This is a genomic window from Paenibacillus sp. FSL E2-0190 (genome assembly GCF_037992965.1).
GTDB classification, from domain to species: Bacteria; Bacillota; Bacilli; order Paenibacillales; family Paenibacillaceae; genus Paenibacillus_AQ; species Paenibacillus_AQ odorifer.
Window position 1 is genome coordinate 5750138 of the sequence record NZ_CP150306.1, and the last position, 23382, is coordinate 5773519.

A 23382-nucleotide genomic window follows, 5' to 3' on the forward strand; every position below is an offset into this window, starting at 1 on the left:
TTCTTCAACTCGTTTGCTGCAAGCTTAAATGACACCAAATTTCTTTAATGCGTAGGCTATCCCGCCTTCACTTGCTTTTTTTGTAACAAAATCGGCTTTTTGTTTAAACTGTTCCGCACCGTTTCCCATCGCAATGCCCAATCCCACATACTCCAACATGTCGATATCATTCCCACCGTCACCAAACGCGATAGCCTCTGACTTGCAAATATTCAGATAATCCAGCACCTGTTTAATCGCCGTTGATTTAGAAACTTTTGTTTCTTCAAGCACATTCATAACGTATCCGTGAAAACGTTCGAACCGTAATTCAGGAAATCTTGGGATACTTCTATCAATTTCACTCACTAGAGTACCGTCCACATCAAAAAATACAATCTTATACATATTATGAAATAAGCCTCCCCGTTCGATCGTAACTAGATAGATTATATTTCATGGGATCTAAAACAAGAAGGAAGCCGATCACACGGATCAGCTTCCTTCTTATTTTCGTATTCAGCTTCGGCACAACAAGCTTACGTCGTTAATTTTGCATATACCACAAAAAATAACATCATTTCACCAATGATCAGGTAATTAGGTATAAGGAACAACAAATCTACTACGAAAAAAACACCAAGTAAACCTAATAATAACGTCAAATGGAATATCCCTAACCGTTGCTGTATACGTCTATATTTATGGAAGACCAGTGAGGTAGAGAAGAAGTAGAGCAGGACCGATCCAAAAATAAAACACACCATAAATATATAATTTAATTGATCTAAAAATAGCAGTTGGATCGAAGCTGCAATCATACTCAAGGATACATAAATAAATAAATGCCCGTAAATTATGGTTTGCCCGGCAGTCTCTATAGTCTTATCCACTTTCTTTTCAACATTATCAAAATATTGCCACCACATAGCTATAATTAATAGAAAAGTTAATAATGCAAATACAATAGATTGCCATGTCCAGTGGCTAGACTGTAAAACCGCAAGGATACTGACCACTGATTCCCCAAGCAGAATAAGCGTAAACAACGAGAAGCGTTCCAATAAATGATGAGTATTGATCGGACTTTTCACCAAGTATTTCCGGCCTACTAATGGAAGCAGAATGTCTACAGTAATTCCCGCATACAAAACTACATAACGCATCCAAGAGTCAAAGAAAAGTGATAAAGAAGAGATCATTAATCCAATCCAAAATCTGCTTCCCAAATACCGGGCAGTGCTCTTTCTATCAGCCGCTTCATTCTTATTTATCGTAAGATATTGAATGGCTGTCATAGCTCTTAAACCAACATAACCTATTAAGAATGGCATATAATATTGATCAAAGTTAACCGATAAGCTCGCCGTCATTATTAATACAAAAAATAATTGTAGAATCAAGAATATCCGATGTGAAAAGATATCTTGCCCAAACCGATTCACAAAAAGCGATTGCCCTACCCAAGCCCACCAGATCGGAATAAATATTAAGATAAATTTGGATAAGTATTCAAGTGGAATTGTACCCGCCTCTACATGCAATAGGACATGGCTCGCTTTTGAAACTGCTGCTACAAAAAGCAGATCATAAAATAGCTCCAGCCAAGTAACTTTCTTCTCAGCAATGGATACTGTACTGTGCTCAAATCCCGATGTGCGTTTATTCATCGTCTGACTCCCTTGGTTTGGATGTATATTTCTAATACAGTTTATCGAATACTTATCCATCTTAACCGAATTGATATACTAATTTGAAGACCCTTTACCTAAAAATAAAACCAGCAAGCCTCCACACAGAGAGCTTGCTGGTTTTTAGTAAATAAAGTTATTCCCCGGCAATACCGGAGCGTTCCACACTTTCTACAAAATGACGCTGTACGAACAAATACAGAATCAGAATTGGCAGAATGGTTAGAATACACGCCGCCATAACCTGATTCAGTCCAGTTGGGGCCATCCCAATAGAACCCGAAGTCATTTGCGACATCGTCTCCGCTGCCTGATTATTGGAACCATAAAACATCGCTAATCGCTGCGACAGATTATAGAAATCCGGTGTTGTTAAATACGTATTCGGTTCAAAGCTGTCATTCCAGTGCCATACCACAGAGAACAAGAATACGATCAGCATTGCCGGCTTGGCGATAGGAAACATGATTTTCCAGTACGTTCTGAATGCGCCTGCACCATCGATACGTGCTGCTTCCTCCAACACTTTAGGCATTCCGCGATAGAACTGAATAAAGATCAGTACGAATAATGCCCCCTTCAACCCGTGCCCAAACATAGAAGGAACCACAAACGGCAAATGTGTATTAATCCACCCCAAGTCACTAAAGAACAAATACAGTGGCACAACAATCGTCTGCGGTGGAACTAGAAAAGTAAACAGCAGCAGAACGAAACATACTGCGTAGCCTGGGAAACGGTATCTGGCAAAACCATAACCGATTAAGGAACAGCTTAAGATTTGCAGAACCGCACTCCCGAAAGAAATAATCGCACTATTTGCGAACCCGGCCCAGAATTTAAGCGAATCCCATGCCAGAAAATAGTTGCCAAAACTTATCTTTTTCGGAAGCCATTGCACTGTGGCATCAGCTACATCTGTTACTTGCATCATGGATTTGGATACCATGTATAACAAGGGATATAGGAATACGAACGTTAAGCTGAGAATAACCAAGTAATAAAAAGCGATATTCAGCACCTGAAGCGAACGTTTCACGACCCTGTCCAGCCTGCCGCTTGCTTTTAGACGAGTTGTCAGATGTTCCATGTTCGTTGTCCGAACCTGCTTTACGGATTCCTTCAACATCTTCTACTTCCTCCCTTCGGTGGCACCGAGCGACTTGCTGAATAACAGGAAGACCAAACCCAGAACCAAGAAAATAAACACAAAATAAATCCAGCCCATCGCTGAGCCATATCCAAAATCATTATTCTTAAAGACGACATTCAAAATATGACTCATGATTTGATTATCTGCCTTCGTGAATGAGCTGACGATACTAAACAACGTGTTTACAAGCATCATCGGCATAATCATCGGGAAGGTGATTTTCCAAAAGCTTTCCCACGCGGTTGCTCCATCACATTTGGCCGCTTCATACAGTGAAACAGAAATCGTCTGTAACCCCGCTAGAAAAATCAGAATTTGCACGCCAGAATCCCACATCACCAGCGTTAAAGATTCTGCATATTTCAGCAACGACTTCAAAATGTCGCCGGGGATAAAGTTATGGAGCTTATCATATAAATCCTGATTATAAAAAATCGGTAAATTTGCGGCACCCTGATCCATCAATTTGCCCAGGATCGCCCCTGAAGCAATGATGACCGGCAAAAAGAACACGCCACGAAAAAAGGTTTTTCCTACGAGTCCGCGATTTAGCAGAATCGCACAAAAGAGCGAAAAGATAAGAATTAACGGAACCTGAGTCACCGTCGACACCATCGTCGATTTGAGCAGAGGCAAGAAATTAACATCTGTAGTAAAAGCGGCGCGATAATGCTCCATCCCAACAAAAGTGGCCAGTAAGCCGCCTTTGCTCACTTGGAGATCCTGAAAGGAATAATACAAGGAACGGCCCAGCGGAACAGCCATAAACACCAGAAATCCGACCAGCCACAGGCCGATGAAGGAATATCCTTCAACGAAATAACGCGCTCGCATCGATAGCTTTGATTTTTTCACTTCATCATCCTCCTGTTACCGCATAGCCGAATGCCTCGACGGTCTGACCAGACACGTCAACAGACTGCTCATTATAGTTGACTATAATGCTCACACCGTTTGCATAAGTCGTCCGAAAGACTTTACTTTGCAGCTGCTCATGATTCGTCATTTGCTGGTTGCTAATGCTGTCATAGACCTCTTTCAATGCGAGATAATTCTGCACAGAAGGTGCCAGCCAGTTCTCAAGACTAGAGCTGAACAGCCGGTCTGCCATGGTTCTCTGAAGATCGCTAGTCGGAGCATAAGTTAATTCATAACTTGGAAGGGCTCCATATTCCAGCGCCCGTAAGGTTTGGTTACGGGAATCATCGTACAAATTAACCGGGCTTGCTGTATAAGGCACTAAGCCGTGTAACACCAGTTGATAGAAAGGAATCGCCCGATCTGTATAGACAAATTGACTGGAGTCGAGCGGCACTTGATCAATCCGGTTCACATGTCCTAATGTATAGGCAAAACCATAATCTACTGCCGTGTTAAGCTCACCTTTACGGAAGTTATCCAATGCATTAACATAAGTATCTTCTGTAAGCTGGCGGTCCGTATTGGATTTATTATCCTCATCGGAGTATAGCAAGCTTCCAAAGTGTTCAAACTGTACACCCTTCACACCCAGATCCTGAAACTTGCTTAACTCAGCATTACTGCGTTTTGCGATAACACTAGGTTTCATTAAATAGAAATAATCATCCGTATTCCACCGGGTAGAGAGATAGTAGACGTACTGCTTCAAGACTTCACGATTAATACCGCGGACAGCATCTCTGCTTGCCTTCACGCCGTTGCTATCTTGGTAAGGTTTCACGTAGTTAGCTTTCAAATAAAGATTTACGCCCTTGCCTGCGGCATATTCCTGAAGCTCTTTAAGTCCCTTTTTGCCTCCCAGCTTCTTCTCAACAGGGAATTGTTCTGGCTGGTTTCCGTATAAACCATTTTTGGACCATCCCTCGATCGTAATCTCTAGCTGAGTAACACCCTCTGCCTGATATTGATCAATCATGTTCTTGATTTGTTTAAACGTAGCTGCTTCTATAAAAGTTGAACCGATGACTTCATCACGTGAAATCCCGCCGAGCACTTGAAGATACAATGGCGTGTTCTCAAGAACTACTTCCTTGACCTTTTTCTCTTCCATTAAGTAATTACGGTATTCCTTCGCCATCCCAACGTAGTTGGCTTCCTCGCCTTGGAGCAGAACATAACGTACGCTACGATCGGTTTTGATCATCTCACCCTGATAATAAGGAATTTGGCCGGAATTGCCGACAAAAATAACATCATCCTTGCGCAGAGTGAATTCACTTGATGCTCTATAAAGCGAAATAGCGCGAATGCCTGATGGAACACCGTTGATTTTAGCATCGGTATCTCCCTTAGTGACAATTGCTAAATATCCGGTGTCTCCCTGATAGATCCCAAACACTGGCAAAGCGATAGCTTTTTTAAGAGGTGCCGCCTTTTGCCAAGAGTTATCCGTAATTTCATGATTTTGTTTCACAAAGGTTTCGTCCCCGCCGTAAATGTATTCAGAATAACCTTTCAAATAAGCGGGATGATCTTTCCGAAACTCCAGCAATGCCCCTGAACCATCTGGAAGCATCATTGCCCCCTCTGCATCTTCTCTAGCCGCATGAAAAAATGGCAGAACCTCCAGACTCGTGAATTTCGCATTCCCCTCTTCCTTCAAGTACTCCTGTGGAATGGAAGCCTCAAATCCATTAGCAGTCAGTCTGTACTCCAGAGCAAAAGAAAGCTTCAGGCTAATAAAAGCAAACTCCGCGCGGACGACATCTTGCTCAATCGTTACGGTAACCGTGGAGTCTTCATCTTTAAGTGGGTAGACCTGTGTAATATCAGCCCCCTGTGTGTATCTGGCATAAATCGGCGCGGTCGTGTATTTCTTAATATTTGGCATGGCTGTTCGCTCCAGCTGTGGAGATCCAAGCCACTCCTTGTTTGTGATTTTGTCTGTGATGCGAAGATTTCCCGATTTCTCATCTACATATAAAATATAGCGTTCGTTCTCCAATGCTTTTGTTCCAGGCGTGACCGGCTGCAGCTCAACCTTCTGTACAGGTGCTGCTACAGCGGCTGGAGCCTGCTCTTCTACGGGAGCCGTGGTCTCCTTTTCTTGCACAGCAGTGGCCTGCCCTTCAGCTGGTTCAGTCACCACCGATGTTTGCTCTTGCCCAACCTCTTTGCTTTCTTCAGTCTGAACAGACTGCGCAGCGGTAGACGGATCGGCGGAACTGTGTAGGGGTTGAACATTTATCACTGCGAACAGCATCATCACAACAATACAGAGAATGCCCCGCACTTTAACTTTTTTTCTCATCGTGTTACCTTTCCCTCCTTACGCGCGCAATCTCAACTCTTTGAGCAGATCGACAATAAATGAAACAAATTGATTGGAAATACCAAACAGCAAAATGCCTACAAACCAGATAATGGCGATCCCTATTACACTGATTATGGTGATAAAAATAACCTTGCGAATCTCAAAATCATGCAGGATCTTCACCTTCATTAAAATCAACCAAGCCACCCAAAGAATCACAAACTTGTGCAGCAGATTGAAGGTTGAAGCCTCATCCAGCGAAAGGACCAACGTTAGCAGTGTGACTGGGATGATAAAGAGCATGTATGGAACAAGCGCAAAGGCACTGCCCACAAAAATCTCTTTAAATTTCCCCTCACCATCCATAATCGTACTGACACCCCAGTTCGAGACACACCAGGTCAACCAAGGAACGATAAGCCAAATAAACTCATGAAACATAGAGATTTCATGCGGCTCTCTAGTTTGAAAAGCATACCCTGTAATCAGAATCGAGATCATTCGTGCCACAAAGGTCAGTAGAACGATGGCAATCCCCTGTATCCAGCGGATACGCTGCTTTCCTTGAATATCGTTATAGAACTGATAAGGATGAACTACAACCTGATGAATCATTCGCAAAGTGTTCATCCAATCTCCCCCTTTGCCGGTTCCAAAACTGCCTTGTTTCCTCTATACAGCCAGGCATGGAATCTCCGGTATAATCTCGGCGCACTCCAGAACAGTACTAAGAACAGTCCAATTCCGCCGGCAAAGAAATAAGTAAAGTGCTCCCGGATATACAATTTACGATATTCGCGGAAAGCGGATGAATAGTCAGCTTTGGAATTTGAAAGCTTGAAATAGCTCATAGATTCCTTATATTGCTCTGCTTTATAAAGCGCTTTGCCGATAGCCTGATAAGCCATATCATAATTGGCGTTCAATCGCAGCACCTCTTGCCATAAGGATTGCGCTTCGTCATAGCTGCCATCTACATATAGCAAAGATGCCTGATGAACCAAATCCGCAAACGGCGTGGTCCGGAAGCGATCGATTCTGCCCCGTCCTTTATCCACTACATAGATCAAACCATCAGCGGTTTGATCTACGGCGGAAGGAGTCACGAAGAGTCCATTCTGATCCCCGATCCCGCCGAAGCTGAATAACAAATTCCCCAGCTTGTCATATTGGAAGACTTTACTGGACTGCAAATCCAGCGCGGTTATAAACCCGTTCTTATCAATACTGATGCCCATAAAAGAAGCCATACTGAATGGACCCTCGGAGTAATAATCGCCGTACCAGTGTTTACCAATGTTCAGCGTATCTACGCCTACCGGAGATAACCGTTTGATCTGGTTATACTCTTCGCCCAGGGTCGTGCTGTAGATAAATCCTTCTTCATCCAGATCCACGTTGGAGAACTCAGAAGGTTTAACGGTCGCCAGCTGGTTCTGCTGCTCTTTGGTGGCCACCAGCTTAATTAAGAGTCGTGTCCAGGAGAAGCCTACATGGTTCGCTCCATAGAACCCCTTGAACTTACCGCCCGAGTCAATTTGCAGCAACCCCTGCGTGTTACCATCGCTCACCACATACATATAATCACGCTTATCTACAACTAATTTAGAAGGAGAATAAGAGAAATTAGCACCCAGTAATGGGCTATCCGGTTTTAGAAACTCTTTTACGAACTTGCCATTTTTATCAAAAATAGCAATACGCGCGTTTTTTGTATCTGCTACATATACCGTTCCATCCTCTTTCACGAATACACCCTTCGGCTCCTGCAGCTTGCCGCTGCCCTCCGCATCACCGATCAGATTTAGCAGACGACCGTCCTTATCCATATGAACAATACGGCTATTGCCCGTGTCTACTACGTAGAGTGAATCGTCATCACTAATAAAGAGAGATTCCGGATTTTTGAAGGACCCCGTATCTGTTCCTGTTGGATCGATAGAAGAATCGTAGAGATAACCATTAATCGAGCGGACCTCATTGCCGGACTGATTCCACGTATACCCCTCATACGGGGCTTCGCCAGCTAGCGCCTGCCCTGGAAGCAGCAGCACTGGCAGTGTCAGCGTCACCAGTAGCCCTGTTAGCAGCATTTTTTTCATATTACGTCCTATCATCATGACTCCCCCTATTCCTTCAGCCCCGAATGGGCCATTGTCTGAAGCACCATCCGCTGCGTTAATATAAAGACAAGAATAGTCGGGAGAATCATCAAGAAGCTTGCTGCTGCCAAAGTGCCTACCCTAGCAACGACTCCGGCTCCACCACTGATGGTTTGGATGGCAAGCGGCAATGTCTTCATTTCCTGAACAGTCGTATAGACCATTGAAGGATACGGATCATTCCAAGCAGAAATGAAGCTAAATAAAGCAAAAGTCGAAATCGCCGGCTTAAGCATTGGCATCACAACCACCCAGAATACCTTCCATTCTGAAGCCCCGTCTATGCGGGCCGCCTCTAATAAAGCGTCTGGAAGCTGCCGCAGGAACTGGGTCATAAGAAACATTCCCATCGGTGCAGCCAGATAAGGTAAGATCATTGCAAAATACGAATTCATTAATCCGCTGCGGCTAATCAGCAGATATTGCGGTATTTGCAATACTAAAGGTGAAAACATCAGCGCCGCCACAATCATACTAAAGATAGCGCTTTTAAATGGCATATTGTGCTTGGCAAGCGGATAAGCCGCCATTGCTGAAATTAAGACACCCCCGACCACAATCCCCGATGTAACGACCACGCTATTGAAAATAAACCGTGAGAACGGCACCGCCGAAGTTCCGGTAATTAACAGCAAATCACGAAAGTTCACCAACGTCGGATTCACTACGAAAAACCGCGGTGGGAACAGGAATAGTTCGCTTGTTGGTTTTAAAGCAGTCACTGCCATATAGACAAGTGGCAGCAGCATAATTAGGCCAAACACCGTTAAGAACAGATATAAAAAGATGCCGCCATAGTCAATACGCCTTAAATTTATTTTGTGCATCCTAATCCCTCCCCAGCACTTTGAAGATGAGACGGTTGAGCCCAAGCATCAAAGCGAACAGTAATACAGCAATCGCTGACGCATATCCCATCTCAAAGCGGATAAATGCGTAGTCGAACAGATGCGCCATAATCGTATGGCCTGCATAAAGGGGACTCGGAAATCCAACAAGCCGCATACTGACGTCAAATACGGTAAGCGAACCGACCACCTGCATCACCGCACCGAATAATAGCTGCGGTTTGACGCATGGAATCGTAATGTACCAAAGCTCCTGCCAGCGGTACTTGACCCCATCAATTGAGCCAGCTTCATATAAATCTGTCGGTACATTTTGAAGTCCGGCCAGAAAAGCAAGGAAACCTACCCCCATACTCATCCATAAGGAAACTATGATGATCACCGGTACGATCGAATCTACATTTTGTAGAAATAAATAAGGTTCATTGATAATCCCCAGCTGAATGAGCCAGTGATTGAGCAACCCCTTGCGGTCTCCGGCGAACAAATACAACCAAACCACGGACATTGCTACTGCACTTGTAATCGATGGCACATAGTAGCATAGGGTATAGAAAAAGCGGAACTTCTGCGGAATCTGGCTAATCAGCCAGGCCAGCAAGAAGGCCATAATATAACCTATCGGACCTGTAATAATAGCAAATTTTAGCGTAATCCCAACAGCTTTAAGAAAGATATCATCGTCTACAAACAACAGCTTATAGTTAGAGAAGCCAATGAATCTCGGTGTCTCAATAATGTTGTAATAGCTGAAGCTTAGAACGACGGACATGATAATAGGAACAATAGTAAAAACGGTGAACAGAATCAGGAAAGGGGCCAAGAAATAATAGGAAACTTTATTTTTCTTGATATCCAACCAAAGCTGAGCCCATTTCCCGGGAGTTTTCGTCGGCTGCATCTGTACGGCTTCGTTCTGTGCCGGTGTAATTATTTCACTACTCATTTCTGACCTCCTTCCTCTTTAGCGCTTGAAGTCTGGGAAGTTTCAATTCCGAACTCTTCGCGTTTCTTACTAAGCTCTTTATTGATTTCACGCACACCTTGCTCCATCGCCTCCCTCGGGAATTTACCGTTGAGCACAATTTCATTCCAGATGTTGGCGATATGCCGGGTCGTGTAATATCCTCCAAGCACCACTTCGCGCTCTTTAAACCACTCCCACTGTTCCATAATGGCGTCGATATCATCCTGCTGCCACGGCAGACGTTTGAGCGCTTCAACATTGGCTGTATTCCAACGAGCTTCAACACCCAGCAAAGACTCAAGCTCTGAGCCGAAGTTCTCCTGTGCATCCGCACTGGTCCACCATTTCAGGAACTCCCAAGACTCTTCTTTCATATCCGTATCCTTAAAAATAATTCCTGTCTGTGCAAGCCCGCCTGTAGAACGGTTAATCTGTCCATCGGCTTGTTCAATACCCGGCATTGGTTTCATGCCCCACCAGCCTGTCAACTCAGGTGCGGCAGTAGATAACAGAATGTATGTGGAATAATCAGCAACGCCGATTGGCATCTCTCCAGAACGGAAACGGTTATAGAAATCCGCTTGTTTCTGCAGCTTGTAGTTCGTAAAGAGTCCCGTCCACATTTTCATAGCTGTCAGAGCTTCTGGTGAATCCAGATCAGACAACATCCCATTATTCTTATAGAAATCTCCACCATACTGGAATAAGAACGGCGCAAACTCATTAATGGCTAGACTCGGATTGTTCGGGGCATGTGGATAATAGAAGTCCATCCCGTTTTGTTGCAGCACAGGAATCAGTTCCATAACCTCTTGCCACGTATTCGGAATATCCTTCTCGCTAATGCCCAGCTGTGCCATAATATCTTTCCGGTAAAAGAGCATCGTGAAGTTCTGATTCTCCGGCAATGCGAAGTCTCCGTTATCATACTTATAAGGAATCAGTGCGCCCGCTCTGAAACGTTCAGCAACCTCTTGATAATCCGAGAATTCATTCAGATTCACGAGTGAATTCCGCACCGCGAAGTCAATCGGCACTTCACCCTCAACCCCCAGTGCCACATCGGGAGCAAGTCCGGCAGTATTGGCTAATAACAGAATCTGCTTCTGATCCGCTGCAAGCGTAGGAATAATATTGACGTTCACCTTGATGCCCGTGTTTGGTGTAAAGTCCTCATCCACCATTTGCTTAATGATCTCCGCCCAATCACGTCCACGAGAGATCCAGACATCCAGCACCTTTTCATTTTTGTACGTATTTCCTATGCCGCTGTAATCCTTTGTAAAAGAACTAAAGAAGTCATACGTCATCGTCCCTACACGGGTATACCAAGGAGCCGCGTCTTTAGGCCATGGCTGATCTTCCGACTTCACTTCAATATAGTCCATTACAATACTCTGCTTCATTAATCCGTTGACCCATAAGCCAAGCGATGACTGCAGATCCGTAAATTGCTGAAGACGACCTGGAATACTTGAGGTATCCTTCGCCATTTCCAGGAACCGATCACGTGCTTCATAAAGCGTACTCAGCTCAGAGCTTCCATCCGCAACGCCAAAAGCATACATATCCTGCACGGCATCATCCAACGTCCGCGCCATCAAATGTAAACGTGGCACAAGATTAGGAATGTTCTGCTCCAGCTGCCAATCCCCGTTTGGATCGGGGTTCGTTCCCGTTACCTGCGTGATTTCACGTCCCAAAAGAGACATTTTATGTGTAGTGTTCAGCACAGCTTCAATCATTCCGCCTACACCCGATACTTGAACTTCCATCCGCAACGTATGCTTGCCTTGTTCGAGATAAAAGAAGTATTCTCCGTCCTCATTCCCCAGCTTGTTTACTTGCCATTCCGCTTTGTAAGGGAATTTCAAGGCATTCAGCTCTTGGAACGGTACCTCGCCATCAATCATAATCCGGCGTTCCACCGGTATCCCGTTTAGGAACCACTGGCCGTAACGAATTGCGATATTGTAGAGCCCTGACTCAGGAATCTCGAAATTCCATTCCGCCCATTGTCCACCCGTACGCCACCCGACACCCCCAAAACTATTAAGCACAATAGCATCTTTGTTAAAAGGTTCGGTGAGTGGCTCCCGGTCCTCGATCCGCTTCAGCGTTGGATCTGAACGAAGGGAGGATTCTTCTGCCTGAATTTTGATCACTTGATTCTGAACAGGCTTGTAACCCTTATTCTCATACTCCTGCTTCACTTCCGCATAAGTCGGGAGCGGTTCTGGAGAAAATATTCTCAGTTCACTAAGTGCAGCCGGTTCCCGGATGGCTTCCAGCTTCACCGTATGCTCCCCTTTGGTCAGATAAAAGCGAAAGGGATCCGCAGTTCTGGCCTCGGCATCTCGAAACTCCCGATATTGCCAGCCTGTTACCTCTTCCCGCTTGGGATTAAATTCATTCCCTTGATTGTCCAGCCATGGCTCTGCACTTTCCTTCCACATCCGCTGGAATTCCATTTTTTTTACTTGAGAGAATAAATACTCCCCATCAATCTTTACGCTTCGAATGATCGAGGATCGTTTACCAGGAAGGGCATAATACTCCATCCCCATCTGATATAACCCATCTGCCGGAACCGTAAATGTATATTCCACCCAGCTATCCTCTGCTTTAAGCGCTAGTACCTTGCCGGGTTTTCCACCAAGATCCGTCATTACCTCTGTACCTTCAGCACTAATGGCCGTATAATCCGCCGAAGGAATAGCAAGCGTAAAATCCGATGAGTCCTTTGCTCCATCCTGCTGTTTTTCCTCGTAATAGCTTAAGTAAGAGGCTTCGAGTTTTGAATTCACACTATCGCTTTCTAAAATAGAGCTTTCATCAACATCCGCATAAACGGGGATGCCCTCCATCGCTGAATTATCAAACCCTCGTGATTGATTCCACCACACTAGGGAGACTCCTAAAAGTACCAGTAACAACAAACTAATCTTATATTTTCGCAGTATGCGTAACACGCATCGGTCTCCTCCCATCTTTACGGGCCTCTCGGACTTAAGTGAATACAAGCAGGGCAGCTCTGGCAATTGCAGGCTGCCCCTCCTGTTATTAGATTTCCTTACGGCTGCATTCCCATTGCCTTTTTAAAGGCAGCAATTTCTTTGGAAGCTTGCTTCAAGACATCATCACCAATTTTTTGAATAGCCGTCTTGGAATCTGTGTTCTTAGCCAGTGCATCACCGATCGCCGCTATAAAGATTTCCCAGCCCTTGTTATCTACTGGTGTAAGGTGTTTGACTGGAATATCGTTGCTTAATTGCTCATATAGTTTAAATTCCTCTTGCCCACCCAGATATTCATTTTTAGTGTTTGCGTACCAATCAAGACTGGAAATATCCTTGTAACCCGGCTGAATGGAATGTTTTGTCCAAATTTTCCAAGCATTTTCACTTCTCATGCTCCACTGAATGTAAGCCCATGCCGCTTCTTTATTTTTGCTTTGCGAAGGAATAACAAAGCTTGAGCCGCCCATTCCCACGTTAATTCCTATTGGCAAACGGGTTACCTTCCATTTTCCGGCAAGCTCAGGGAATGTTTCCTGAAGTCCGCGCGCTCCAAATGAACCCGATACGACACCAACTAAATCACCTTTCAGAACTAGCTGTTTACCTTCGTCTGAGCCATAACCGATATGAGGTGCCCAGCCCAGCTGTTGTCCACGTTTTGTAATATCAAGAACTTTCACCATTTTGTCCGTATTACGTGTCCAGTTCATATCCTTATCAAAGTAGCCGACTTCATCTCCTGCCCATACGATCGGGCCATCGCTCCACTCCATGAAATATTTACCGTTAGCTTTCAAAATTTGAGCCAGGTTCAAGAGATTCTCTTCATCTTGCATGTATTCACCAAGCTCAGCAGGATCACTTGGCAATCCAAGCTCTTCAAAAATGTCTGCACGGTAGTAATAAACCCCCGGTGTCATATCCCAAGGCATACCAAGCAGCTGTGAGCTGTCTGGTGTCATCCAACGTTCCCAGTTATATGGAGCAACCAGATCTTTATATTTTCCAGCGTTATAAGGCTCTTCCAAAAGATTCTCCAGCACATTGCCCGCCATATAACGGTTCAACTGGTACATTTCTACTTCAGCTACATCCGGCGCTCCACTACCTGCGGCGATTGTCGTTTGCAGCTTGTCATGCAGGTCGCCAAAGGGCATAACTACCGTCTTCAGCTTGATTCCAGGATATTCAGCCATAAATGCAGCGCCGACTTCCTCGAACACTTTTTCATTAAAGGCCCAAACGGTAACCTCACCTTGAATATCTTTGCTTGGCAGGTCGTTGGCAGGATCTGCTGCTTCCGTGCCCTCAGTAGCTGTTGCATTGGTTGGCTCACTAGCATTATTAGTTTTTTCAGTGTTCGTTTTACCGTTGTTAGCTGCATTTTGATTCGTCGTTGAGCTTCCAGCGCTGCTACAGGCTGACAGAATAAGCACAAAAACCATTACCATACATACGACTAAACTGCTCGTTTTTCTTTGCGAAATCATAACCTAACCTCCCTCTTAAATTGAACAAATAAATGCTTGTTTATAGTGAAGGAGTGAACCTCCCTCCGTGACCGGCTATTTCCCCCCTTCCTTTAGTCTTAACACGGTCACGGAATATTTCGGGAATTCAAACTCCAGACTACCTTTGTCTACACTTACCTTTTGAGTTACAGGTGCCACCTTGTCAGGTTCAGCGAAGCTATTCTCAGCATTTAAATCGTCCGACTGAAGTACGGTAGCTGTTCCTTCCAGACTTGATGTGGCAAGTCCGGCAAAAGAAACATCCGTGCGCTGAGCAGTGTCACCCGCATTAACGACTTTAACGATCAGCTCACCTGTGGCAAGATCACGGCTCGCAGTTTGGAACAGCGGCCCTGCTGGACTTTCATCGTTCACCTCTTGTATAAGCTCATCGTCGAGATAGAGCCGGATATTAGCACCTGATAATTCAATGCGGATATCGTACAATTTCCCAGTCTCAATCCTTACAGGAACCGTTCTTCCGATGACTGCTCTTGTTCCACCTACTGATTTTTCAATCGCGCTCTGCGTATTTCCCCAGCCGCCAAGATTCCACCAATAGAAGTTACCTTCATCTTTAGAGCCGAACATAATGAGCATGCCTTCTGCTCCGCCAGTCTTTTTCGCCTTAAGAGAAAGTGTATAATCACTCCATGAAGCCTCACCGGCAACTGCACGAATATCAATATCATTAGAAGTCTGCTTAAAAGTACCCTTGGATTGTTCCCAGTCCCCATTGTTTAGAGTCCAGGCTCCGGAATCCTTCTTGAAATGATCTTCAAAAAGAACGTTATCACCTTTCGCTACTCGTACATCGCTGTACTCTACCTGGGTGGCCCAAGTCCCCAAACCAATTCCACCTTGAATGGATTGCTTACCGGAGGTTTCTTCTTGACCTAGAGCCACAAGTGAGGTTGGAAGAACTACATCCCCCTTATTGCTTCCGAACATCTGCTGCACATGATAAGAAGGTGTTCCGTAGCTAGTCGATGAATCAAACACAATAGCGTCCGGGTTCCAAGTACGATCCTTCGTATTCACAAACAACGGGGCATAAGAGGACATTTTTACGATATCAGAATTCCGTTCCATGCCCATCATAAAAGCGGCCTCGCCGATTGCAGCGTTCAGATTGCCTTCTCCGGCACCCTTGGTTACCGCATACTCACCAACATAAATCTCAGGACCACTCCGGTCATAAGTATCGTATCTGTTCGAGTTGCTGAGGAACCATTCAGTGGTTTCATAGTAATGCTCATCAACCATCTCGATAGGCTCACCTTCAACTGCCGCATTGGCAATGAGATGAATCTCTGGATACTTCTCTTTAATTGCTTTATAAAACAAGCCATAACGCTTAATATATTCACTCATCTGGAAATTGTTTTCGTTACCAATCTCTACATATTTCATATTAAAAGGCTCCGGATGACCATTAGCGGCTCTTTGTGCCCCCCATTTGCTAGTAACCGGTCCGTTTGCATATTCAATGGCGTCCAGCGCATCTTGTATCCATGGCTGAATTTCACTGACTGGAACGGTATTCTGCTTGGCTATAGGATCTCCGTTATGTGAAATCCCGATATAAGCTACATATAATGGTTCCGCTTTCAGATCTTCGGCCCATTGCAGATATTCGTGGAAGCCCAGCCCATCTGAGGAGCGGTAATCCCAATATCCCTTATGACCGGGACGCGTTTCAATCGGACCAATGGTGTTCTTCCATTGATAAGCATCAGTTGGCGTTTTCCCTTCCACAAAACATCCCCCCGGAAAACGAACGAATGCGGGTTTCATCGCAGCTACCTTTTCAGCCAAATCGATGCGAAGCCCATTCTCCCTGTTGTTCCAAGTCTCAGGAAACAAAGACACCATATCGAGATAAACAGTCCCTACATTGGCAGCAGAGATTACAATTCGTGCGTTTGCTACAGTACCTGTAGAAGTCAGTGTGTATGTATATGGATTCCATCCTTCTTTTAACTTATCAACGGTCTGTTCAGCATATAGCTCTTTGCCATCTGGGCTCTCTAACGTTATACGCAGTGGCATATTGTCCCCTGGCTCTGGCCGCGCATAGAAAGACAACTTGTAACTGGCCTCCTTCGTCAAAGCAATCCCCCAGTAACCATTATTCACAGCAGATACCGAACCACCCTCGGCAGCTGATGATACTGTTAAAGCCATTGCCTGGGTCTGAGCATCGTTCAAAAGCTTAGTGCTGGTCAGAGCAAGCTTCCCTTTACTCCCTCCTTTTTCATCCATCCACCAATTGAACAGTGTGACCGAACTATCCTCAAAGGAACGATTGGAAATCAGCTCTGCATATAGTCCTCCATCTCCCGCATGATTAATCTCTTCGAAAAAGGCTCCGTACAACATCGGGCTGATCTTAGCTCCCGGATTCCCCGTATCCACAGTCAACGTATATGCGGTTCCACTACTTGTGTTAGCTGCTGTCGCCGTTGGAAGAGTTTCCTTTCCCGCTTCACCCGTTGCTTCTTTGGCAGACTCCTGAGACAGTGTTGCTGGGTTTTCGCCCTTAGAAGCCCAATAATACGTCAGCCCGCCAATCACAATCACGAAAATCAGCACCGTAAGCCATAGCTTCCGTCCATATTTATTCAAAGATAATTCCCTCCAACTTTTTATTAGCGTTTTCATTTTTATGAAGTGAACAGATCCTTCCATTCGTAATAACTTAAAATCATTTCACAAAACCTAAATGAATCCGTTTCCATTGATAAAATACCATACTAAAATCTGGTTGTAAATAAATTAAACTAAACCTTTTTATACTTTTATGAATATAATTTCCAATAGATTTGCAAGAAATTAAAAGATTTATTAGTTTTTTTAAAACAAATTCCCTCTTTTCATCTCACCATCTTTATATTTTTCTAAAATAAACGGGGGTTTACAGCCCTAAGTAAGTTTAATTTTCATTTTTTTCTTCATTTATTTTACTGTTTTATTTTTCCATTCAAATAATAATGAAACTAAAATTAATTGTATTGCCCCCAAAAAATCATATAAAAAAAGCTCCCCCTTGCCTAAACTCAGGCAAAGGAAAGCTATAGTTCAATCTCCAACTAAATTTAGTTCCGCCACTTCATAAACTTGTAATCAAGAAAATCAACAAGCAAGAAGAGAATAAAACCGACCAAGCTGAACAACATAATTCCAGCATACATCTCCGGATAATCTAATCTTAACCACGCATCCATGATGAAAAAGCCCATACCATGCTCTGTTCCATAGATCTCCGTAAAAAACAGTACAGATATCGCCGTTCCAAGCGAAATACGAATCGTACTCAGAATTACTGACAATGCACCCGGCAGTGTCACATGCCAGAACTTCTGCACAGCGCTGGCACCTATACTAGTTAAGACATCATAGGTATTGTCCGGAATAGCCTTAACCCCATCCCTTACCGAAATGATGATCTGAAACAATAAAATCAGCATGATCATTAGGATTTTGGACGTCTCCCCAAGCCCGAAGAACAGCATCACTACTGGAAGCAGGGCAATTTTGGGAACAGGATAGGTCAAATAAACCACAGGGTCCAGCAGTTTGTTCCAGGTCAATGAACGTCCCATTAGAAGACCTATAAGCAGTCCAATAATTAACGCCAGTACCACACCTGCAAAAATTCTGAACAAGCTATACCCTACATTTATAGCAATATCCTGCGCCCCTAACTGAAACATCGCCTTATATACAGCAAAGGGACTTGGCAGAATCGAATGGTTCATAAGTAAAAATGCGATATACCAGACTACATTCATACAGACAAATACAAATAGAAGCCTTACTAGATGATGAAGTCGACGTTTGTTTACCATATCTCCTGCATTACCTTTCTAATCCGCTTAGTCTGCTCAAAGAAATCCACACTGTCCCGCTTATCCTCATGCTTCATATGAAACACCAAATGATTATCAATAATTTCAGGTGTAGTTTCTTTGTTGGACGGCATGACGATAATCTTTTGCCCCAGCAGAATCGCTTCTTCCACATCGTGAGTGACAAATAACGTAGTCGTTGGGTTAGCCAGCCAGTTCTCTAAAAAGAGGACCTGCAGTGTTTCCCTTGTTATCGCATCGAGTGCAGAGAATGGCTCGTCCAGCAACAGAATAGTAGGCAAAATGGCAAAAGCTCTGGCAATCGCTACTCTTTGCTGCTGGCCTCCACTGAGGGATAAGGGATAACGTTCTGCTAAATCAGAGATCCCCATCGACGAAAGCCACTGCTTAATCTGCGTCTCCCGTTCTTGCTTGGATGAACTTGCCGTATGCGTAATCTTCATCGCTATCTGAATATTATCATGTACAGTCTTCCAAGGAAGAAGCCCGTAGTTCTGCGGCACCAGCCCGATTAACGTTTCTTTCTCATGTACAGATTTCTCATTAAAAAGAATTTGTCCCTGATAGCTAGGCAGCAAGCCCGCAATCGCCCGTAATAAGGTTGATTTCCCGCTGCCAGAGGGTCCGATAATGGTGTAGATCCCATGTTCCGGCAAAGATAAATCCACCTGACCTAAGGCTAATTGTCCGCTCTTATATTCTACTTTCAGATCCTTTATGGCGAGTCCTTTATTTCTTGAATTGGACATCAGAAATCACATCTTCAGCCGAGATATTTTTGCTGAGCAAACCTTTTTCCCGTGCCCAAGCAAATGCAGCCTCTACTTCCTTCACATCCACTTGATAAGCTGGTACATAATCCGGTACTTTGATCTCATCTTTTAATGTCTCTGGATATCCTACTTCTTTGATTACAAGATCGATATATTCAGATTGCTCATGGGATTTCATATAAGCTACTGCTTCATCATATGCAGCATACATACTGCGGATAGCTTCTGCTTTGGCATCAATTGCAGTTTGCGGGAAAGCTAATACGAACGGATTTACTCCCGCAGTTAGCGTTGAGCTCAGTACACGCAGGCCTGAGGTTTTGCCCATCGTTACAAAAGGTTCTGGCAAAATTGCCGCATCCGCCTTATTATTCTTAAGCAATTCTAAACGGGTCGGAATCTGTGGAACCTCTGTCACTGTAATATCAGCTTCGGTCAGACCTGCTTGTTTCAGCATCATGGCCACTGTATATTGTGTGGAGGTATTTTTGGACAAAATCACGGTTTTCCCCTTCAAACCCTTCACATCCTGGATCGATTCATTTCCAGTCAGCAAATCAAATTCCCCAAAAGTTGTACTGGTGATCTTCACATCCAGTCCAGCCTCATTGTAAATGGAGATCGCAACCAGGTCAGCACTTAGACCATCCAGCTTGCCTGCTTGAAAAGCTACATCCCGATCTTTGGCGCTTTTAAACGTCTGGATGTCCAGATCCACACCGTGGTTTTTATCGAAACCTTGTTCATGTGCGATGATAAAAGGAATAGCATCAATCGAGGGTAATAAACCGAGCGACAAGGAGGTAACTTCTTTTGCAGCCTCTGGAGCAGCTCCCTCTGACGATTCTGTATTTGTATTATTTTTCGAACCACAACCGACTGCAAGTGCAGCGATGACAACAACCATCATAGATAACAACAACATTCTCTTTAGACCTTTATTCTTCATTTAACTCTCCTGCCTCCATTATTCTTTCTATAGTGTAATTCTCTGTAATATTCTTTGCTCACTCATAAATGTGCATGCAAAAAAATCCTTAAGCTCTACAAAAAAAGCTTTAGGCATGTTAAGTTTACCACCAATCTTTATATTTTGTATATTTATAAATTTAGATATAAGTAAATAGAAGCGACGCAAAAAAAGCTGACAGCGGAATGGTTCCGCTACCAGCCTCAATCTCTATGTTATGGAGTTAGTAGATTTGTATGGATTTTAATGACAGCTTTTTTAATCTGCTGCCCCGGTTGACCCATACCCGGTCTGTGAACATCATGAGGGAAAAAGACCGCGAACATTCCAGGCTTCAAAGATAACAATATTTCATCTGCTGATGGGGGATAAAGCGCATATTCTCCTTCGGCATCGTAAGGCTTAATGGGCTCGATCCCTTCTTGCAGGGGTGCCCAGCCAATCGTTTCTTCACCTTCGATCAGATAATGCACATCAATATAAGTCTCATGCTTCTCTGCGGCTTGTTCCTCCAGCGATTTTGCCTCCAGAGCCATAATCGAAGCATACATTTCGTTCCCGCGGATTTCGATTCGCCCAAGATCAGGATCATGTTGTAAGATTACTTTCAATTCCTCAATAGCCTCAACAATGACAGGATTCTCATACTTGATATGCTCTTCCCAAGATGACAAAGAACCTAAGATCATAACTTCCCATTCCCCTCACATCTTAATGTACTAAACCAGTTTCTCACTGACTGCTGAAGCTGTAGTTTCTTTATTGATTATGGATTGCTCACTAGTCTTCTTGAAATATTCTACATATAAAATATCAAGCAGATAGAGCTGCGATATCTTTGCAGATAATGAACCCCCTTGCAGCGGTCCTTCATTAGCACCACATAGCAGGGTCAGATCGGAGTACGAGGTTAACGGTGACTTTTCAAACCTAGTAATGGATATTACTTTGGCTCCTCGTTCCTTTGCTTTTCTCGCAACCTCAATGCTATCCTTGGTCGAGCCGGAATAAGAAATCACAACAGCGACATCCCGGTTAGACATCAACGCTGCCGACATCATCTGCAGATGTGAATCCATTAAACATTCCGTTTTGTTCGTAATACGCATAAATTTAATCTTGGCTTCCATAGCTGTGACTAGAGAAGAGCCCACACCGAAAAACAATACACGTTCTGCATTAATCAAATACTCAATGGCCTCACTGATCTTCTGTATATCAATTAAATTATAGGTCTCGTTGAGTGCACTTACATTCGTGGTCAGCACTTTAGAAGCAACAGCTTCAATCGTATCATCCATCAGAATTTGATCGGTAAGCTGCGGGATCTCATTCTCCACAGTGATGCTATGTGCCAATGCGATCTTGAACTCTTGATACCCTTTATAACTTAAAGATTTGCAAAATCGAAATATACTTGATTCCCCAACATCACATGCATCTGCAAGATCAGTAATCGACATGTAGACTACACTTCTCGTATTCTCCAGTACGTAGTCCGCTACCTTCTTCTCCGTATTCGTCAAATTATTGTATTTAGAATGAATTGAAGAAAAAATACTGATTGTCCGCAAAAAAGCCCCTCCTTTTCAATAAATTAATGTACGAATAAGGAGGAAGCTCCCAGCAGACCTGCCTTATTCCCTAATGAGGCTTTAACAATTCTCACTCCCGCAAAGCTTTCCATAATCAAAGACTTCGTGCGTTCTTCTACCCTTCGAACCAAATCTTCTTGTTCCATTACGCCGCCACCAATAATAATGGCGGATGGATTGAAGATATGTGTGATAGAAGCTAAACCAACAGCCACTTCAGTAATCCATAGATCTAAAATACGTTCAAGCTGCTCATTTCCGCTCTGTATTTTATCAAATAAAGCTTTTCCGTCCGTGCATTCGGGATCTGCCAGCTGAGCCATCTTCACTAAAGCTGTAGTTGAAGCGTATTTCTCATAATACGGCAGTCCTTCTACTCCGGATGGGGCCGACAATGGGTGAGTAAAGATATGGCCAAATTCAGCCGCTACCCCATTAGCCCCTTTATAGATTTGACGATTAATGACGATCGCACCGCCAATGCCTGTGCCAAAGGTTAGACATAAGAAATTGTTAAAGCTCTGAGCAGCCCCAAAATAAGCCTCGCCTAATGCTGCTGAATTCACATCGTTCTCTACCATAACAGGTTTATGAAAATGATGGGTGACAATATCCTTAATTTTCATTCCAGTATATCTAGGTATATTTTCGTTAGCATAGACAATAAATCCTTCTTCTGCATTAACTTGGCCCGCGGTGCTTATGGCAATGGCATCAAAATGATCGTATTCTGCAATCTTTTCCAGCATTCTCGAGATTACATGGGGTCCCCCCAAGTAGCTTTCTGTTGCATACTCCTTGAAGTCATGTACATTCCCCTGTTTATCGCATATACACATCTTGGTATTGGTACCGCCAATATCTACGGCTACAATTCTCATTCCCATCTACCCTCTCTGGCGTTCTACTGAATAGCGTTCACAAACCGTTTCGTAATCTCCATCGGTCTCGTGATCGCAGAGCCAACCACTGCTGAATACACACCTAAATCAAACATGGTCTTTAATTCTTCAGGAGTGGAAACCCCACCTTCAGCTATAACGGGAACAGAGAAGTTGTTGACGATTTGTTGAACCAATTCAAAATCTGGCAAGTTGCGGCCTTTAGTAGCCTCGGTATAACCGCTCAAGGTAGTTCCTATCAGATCAAATCCCAGCTCAACAGCCTTCGCAGCTTCCGCAAATGTAGAACAATCCGCCATAAACAGTTGATCTTTATAGGTCTCTTTTAAAAGTGGAAAAAGTTCAGAAATAGTAGATCCGTCCGGGCGAATACGGTCTGTAGCATCCATAGCAATGATATCTACCCCTTCGCGGTACAGCTCATCGACTTCCTTTTGAGTGGGTGTAATAAAGACTTCAGAGCCTTCATACACCTTTTTGATTATCCCAATGATCGGCAGATTCACTTGCTTTTTGATTTCTTGAATATCCGCTACGCTGTTTGCCCGAATTCCAGAAGCCCCGCCTAAGTAAGCAGCATAAGCCATTCTCCCCATAATAAACGGGCTATGCATCGGTTCTTCTGGTAAGGCTTGACTGGAAACGACTAGTTTATGTTTTATTTTTTTAAGTACATTATTTTCAGTATTCATCAGTAACCCACT

Annotated in this window: 19 protein-coding genes; all 19 read right to left on the minus strand. The window is 43.9% G+C overall.

Annotation, left to right across the window (positions count from 1 at the left end; genetic code table 11):
- Positions 1-24: 24 nt before the first annotated feature.
- The 19 genes from NST25_RS25260 to NST25_RS25350 all read right to left on the minus strand — a co-directional run bounded on the left by NST25_RS25260 (position 25) and on the right by NST25_RS25350 (position 23370).
- Positions 25-387, minus strand: coding sequence for an HAD-IIB family hydrolase (locus tag NST25_RS25260; protein WP_256721105.1), 363 nt, complete (start codon positions 385-387; stop codon positions 25-27).
- Positions 388-518: 131 nt separating this feature from the next.
- Positions 519-1607: a low temperature requirement protein A gene (locus NST25_RS25265; RefSeq protein WP_076186426.1), complete on the minus strand. Its 1089-nt coding sequence runs from the start codon at positions 1605-1607 to the stop codon at positions 519-521.
- 199 nt (positions 1608-1806) lie between these two features.
- Positions 1807-2799 carry a carbohydrate ABC transporter permease gene (locus tag NST25_RS25270; RefSeq protein ID WP_081387615.1) on the minus strand — a complete coding sequence of 331 codons (993 nt, stop codon included), beginning with the start codon at positions 2797-2799 and terminating at the stop codon, positions 1807-1809.
- A gap of 3 nt (positions 2800-2802) precedes the next feature.
- Positions 2803-3678, minus strand: a complete 876-nt coding sequence (locus NST25_RS25275; protein WP_081382489.1) for a sugar ABC transporter permease — start codon at positions 3676-3678, stop codon at positions 2803-2805.
- A 4-nt stretch (positions 3679-3682) separates the two neighbouring features.
- A complete protein-coding gene (locus tag NST25_RS25280; RefSeq protein WP_340392727.1) occupies positions 3683-6055 on the minus strand; it encodes a DUF5696 domain-containing protein in 2373 nt (790 codons plus the stop codon).
- A gap of 18 nt (positions 6056-6073) precedes the next feature.
- Positions 6074-6688, minus strand: coding sequence for a YIP1 family protein (locus NST25_RS25285; protein ID WP_076129177.1), 615 nt, complete (start codon positions 6686-6688; stop codon positions 6074-6076).
- The gene (locus tag NST25_RS25290; RefSeq protein WP_340392728.1) at positions 6685-8178 is read right to left on the minus strand and encodes a hypothetical protein; all 1494 of its coding nucleotides are present in this window, start codon (positions 8176-8178) and stop codon (positions 6685-6687) included. The genes NST25_RS25285 and NST25_RS25290 overlap by 4 nt, the downstream gene beginning before the upstream one ends.
- A gap of 8 nt (positions 8179-8186) precedes the next feature.
- Entirely contained in the window at positions 8187-9047 is an 861-nt protein-coding gene (locus NST25_RS25295) for a carbohydrate ABC transporter permease (RefSeq protein ID WP_036679629.1), read from the minus strand.
- A 1-nt stretch (position 9048) separates the two neighbouring features.
- Complete coding sequence (locus NST25_RS25300) at positions 9049-10014, minus strand: sugar ABC transporter permease (protein WP_076129175.1); 966 nt, start codon at positions 10012-10014, stop codon at positions 9049-9051.
- Positions 10011-12941, minus strand: a complete 2931-nt coding sequence (locus tag NST25_RS25305) for an extracellular solute-binding protein (RefSeq protein ID WP_076194598.1) — start codon at positions 12939-12941, stop codon at positions 10011-10013. Before NST25_RS25305 ends, NST25_RS25300 begins: the two co-directional genes overlap by 4 nt.
- 167 nt (positions 12942-13108) lie before the next feature.
- Positions 13109-14545 carry an extracellular solute-binding protein gene (locus NST25_RS25310; protein WP_076129173.1) on the minus strand — a complete coding sequence of 479 codons (1437 nt, stop codon included), beginning with the start codon at positions 14543-14545 and terminating at the stop codon, positions 13109-13111.
- Between the two features lie 75 nt (positions 14546-14620).
- Positions 14621-17194, minus strand: coding sequence for an alpha-L-arabinofuranosidase C-terminal domain-containing protein (locus NST25_RS25315; RefSeq protein ID WP_340392729.1), 2574 nt, complete (start codon positions 17192-17194; stop codon positions 14621-14623).
- Positions 17195-17664: 470 nt separating this feature from the next.
- Positions 17665-18417 (minus strand): ABC transporter permease, encoded by a 753-nt coding sequence (locus NST25_RS25320; RefSeq protein WP_081383954.1) that lies wholly within the window; start codon positions 18415-18417, stop codon positions 17665-17667.
- Positions 18411-19187: an ABC transporter ATP-binding protein gene (locus NST25_RS25325; protein WP_076194592.1), complete on the minus strand. Its 777-nt coding sequence runs from the start codon at positions 19185-19187 to the stop codon at positions 18411-18413. The genes NST25_RS25320 and NST25_RS25325 overlap by 7 nt, the downstream gene beginning before the upstream one ends.
- Entirely contained in the window at positions 19168-20160 is a 993-nt protein-coding gene (locus NST25_RS25330) for a MetQ/NlpA family ABC transporter substrate-binding protein (RefSeq protein WP_139329957.1), read from the minus strand. The genes NST25_RS25325 and NST25_RS25330 overlap by 20 nt, the downstream gene beginning before the upstream one ends.
- A 236-nt stretch (positions 20161-20396) precedes the next feature.
- Positions 20397-20870 (minus strand): YhcH/YjgK/YiaL family protein, encoded by a 474-nt coding sequence (locus NST25_RS25335; RefSeq protein ID WP_076281915.1) that lies wholly within the window; start codon positions 20868-20870, stop codon positions 20397-20399.
- Between the two features lie 30 nt (positions 20871-20900).
- The gene (locus NST25_RS25340) at positions 20901-21755 is read right to left on the minus strand and encodes a MurR/RpiR family transcriptional regulator (protein ID WP_051491079.1); all 855 of its coding nucleotides are present in this window, start codon (positions 21753-21755) and stop codon (positions 20901-20903) included.
- A gap of 23 nt (positions 21756-21778) precedes the next feature.
- Positions 21779-22657 (minus strand): ROK family protein, encoded by an 879-nt coding sequence (locus NST25_RS25345; protein WP_312149213.1) that lies wholly within the window; start codon positions 22655-22657, stop codon positions 21779-21781.
- Positions 22658-22680: 23 nt separating this feature from the next.
- A complete protein-coding gene (locus NST25_RS25350; RefSeq protein ID WP_339188327.1) occupies positions 22681-23370 on the minus strand; it encodes an N-acetylmannosamine-6-phosphate 2-epimerase in 690 nt (229 codons plus the stop codon).
- Between the last annotated feature and the right edge of the window lie 12 nt (positions 23371-23382).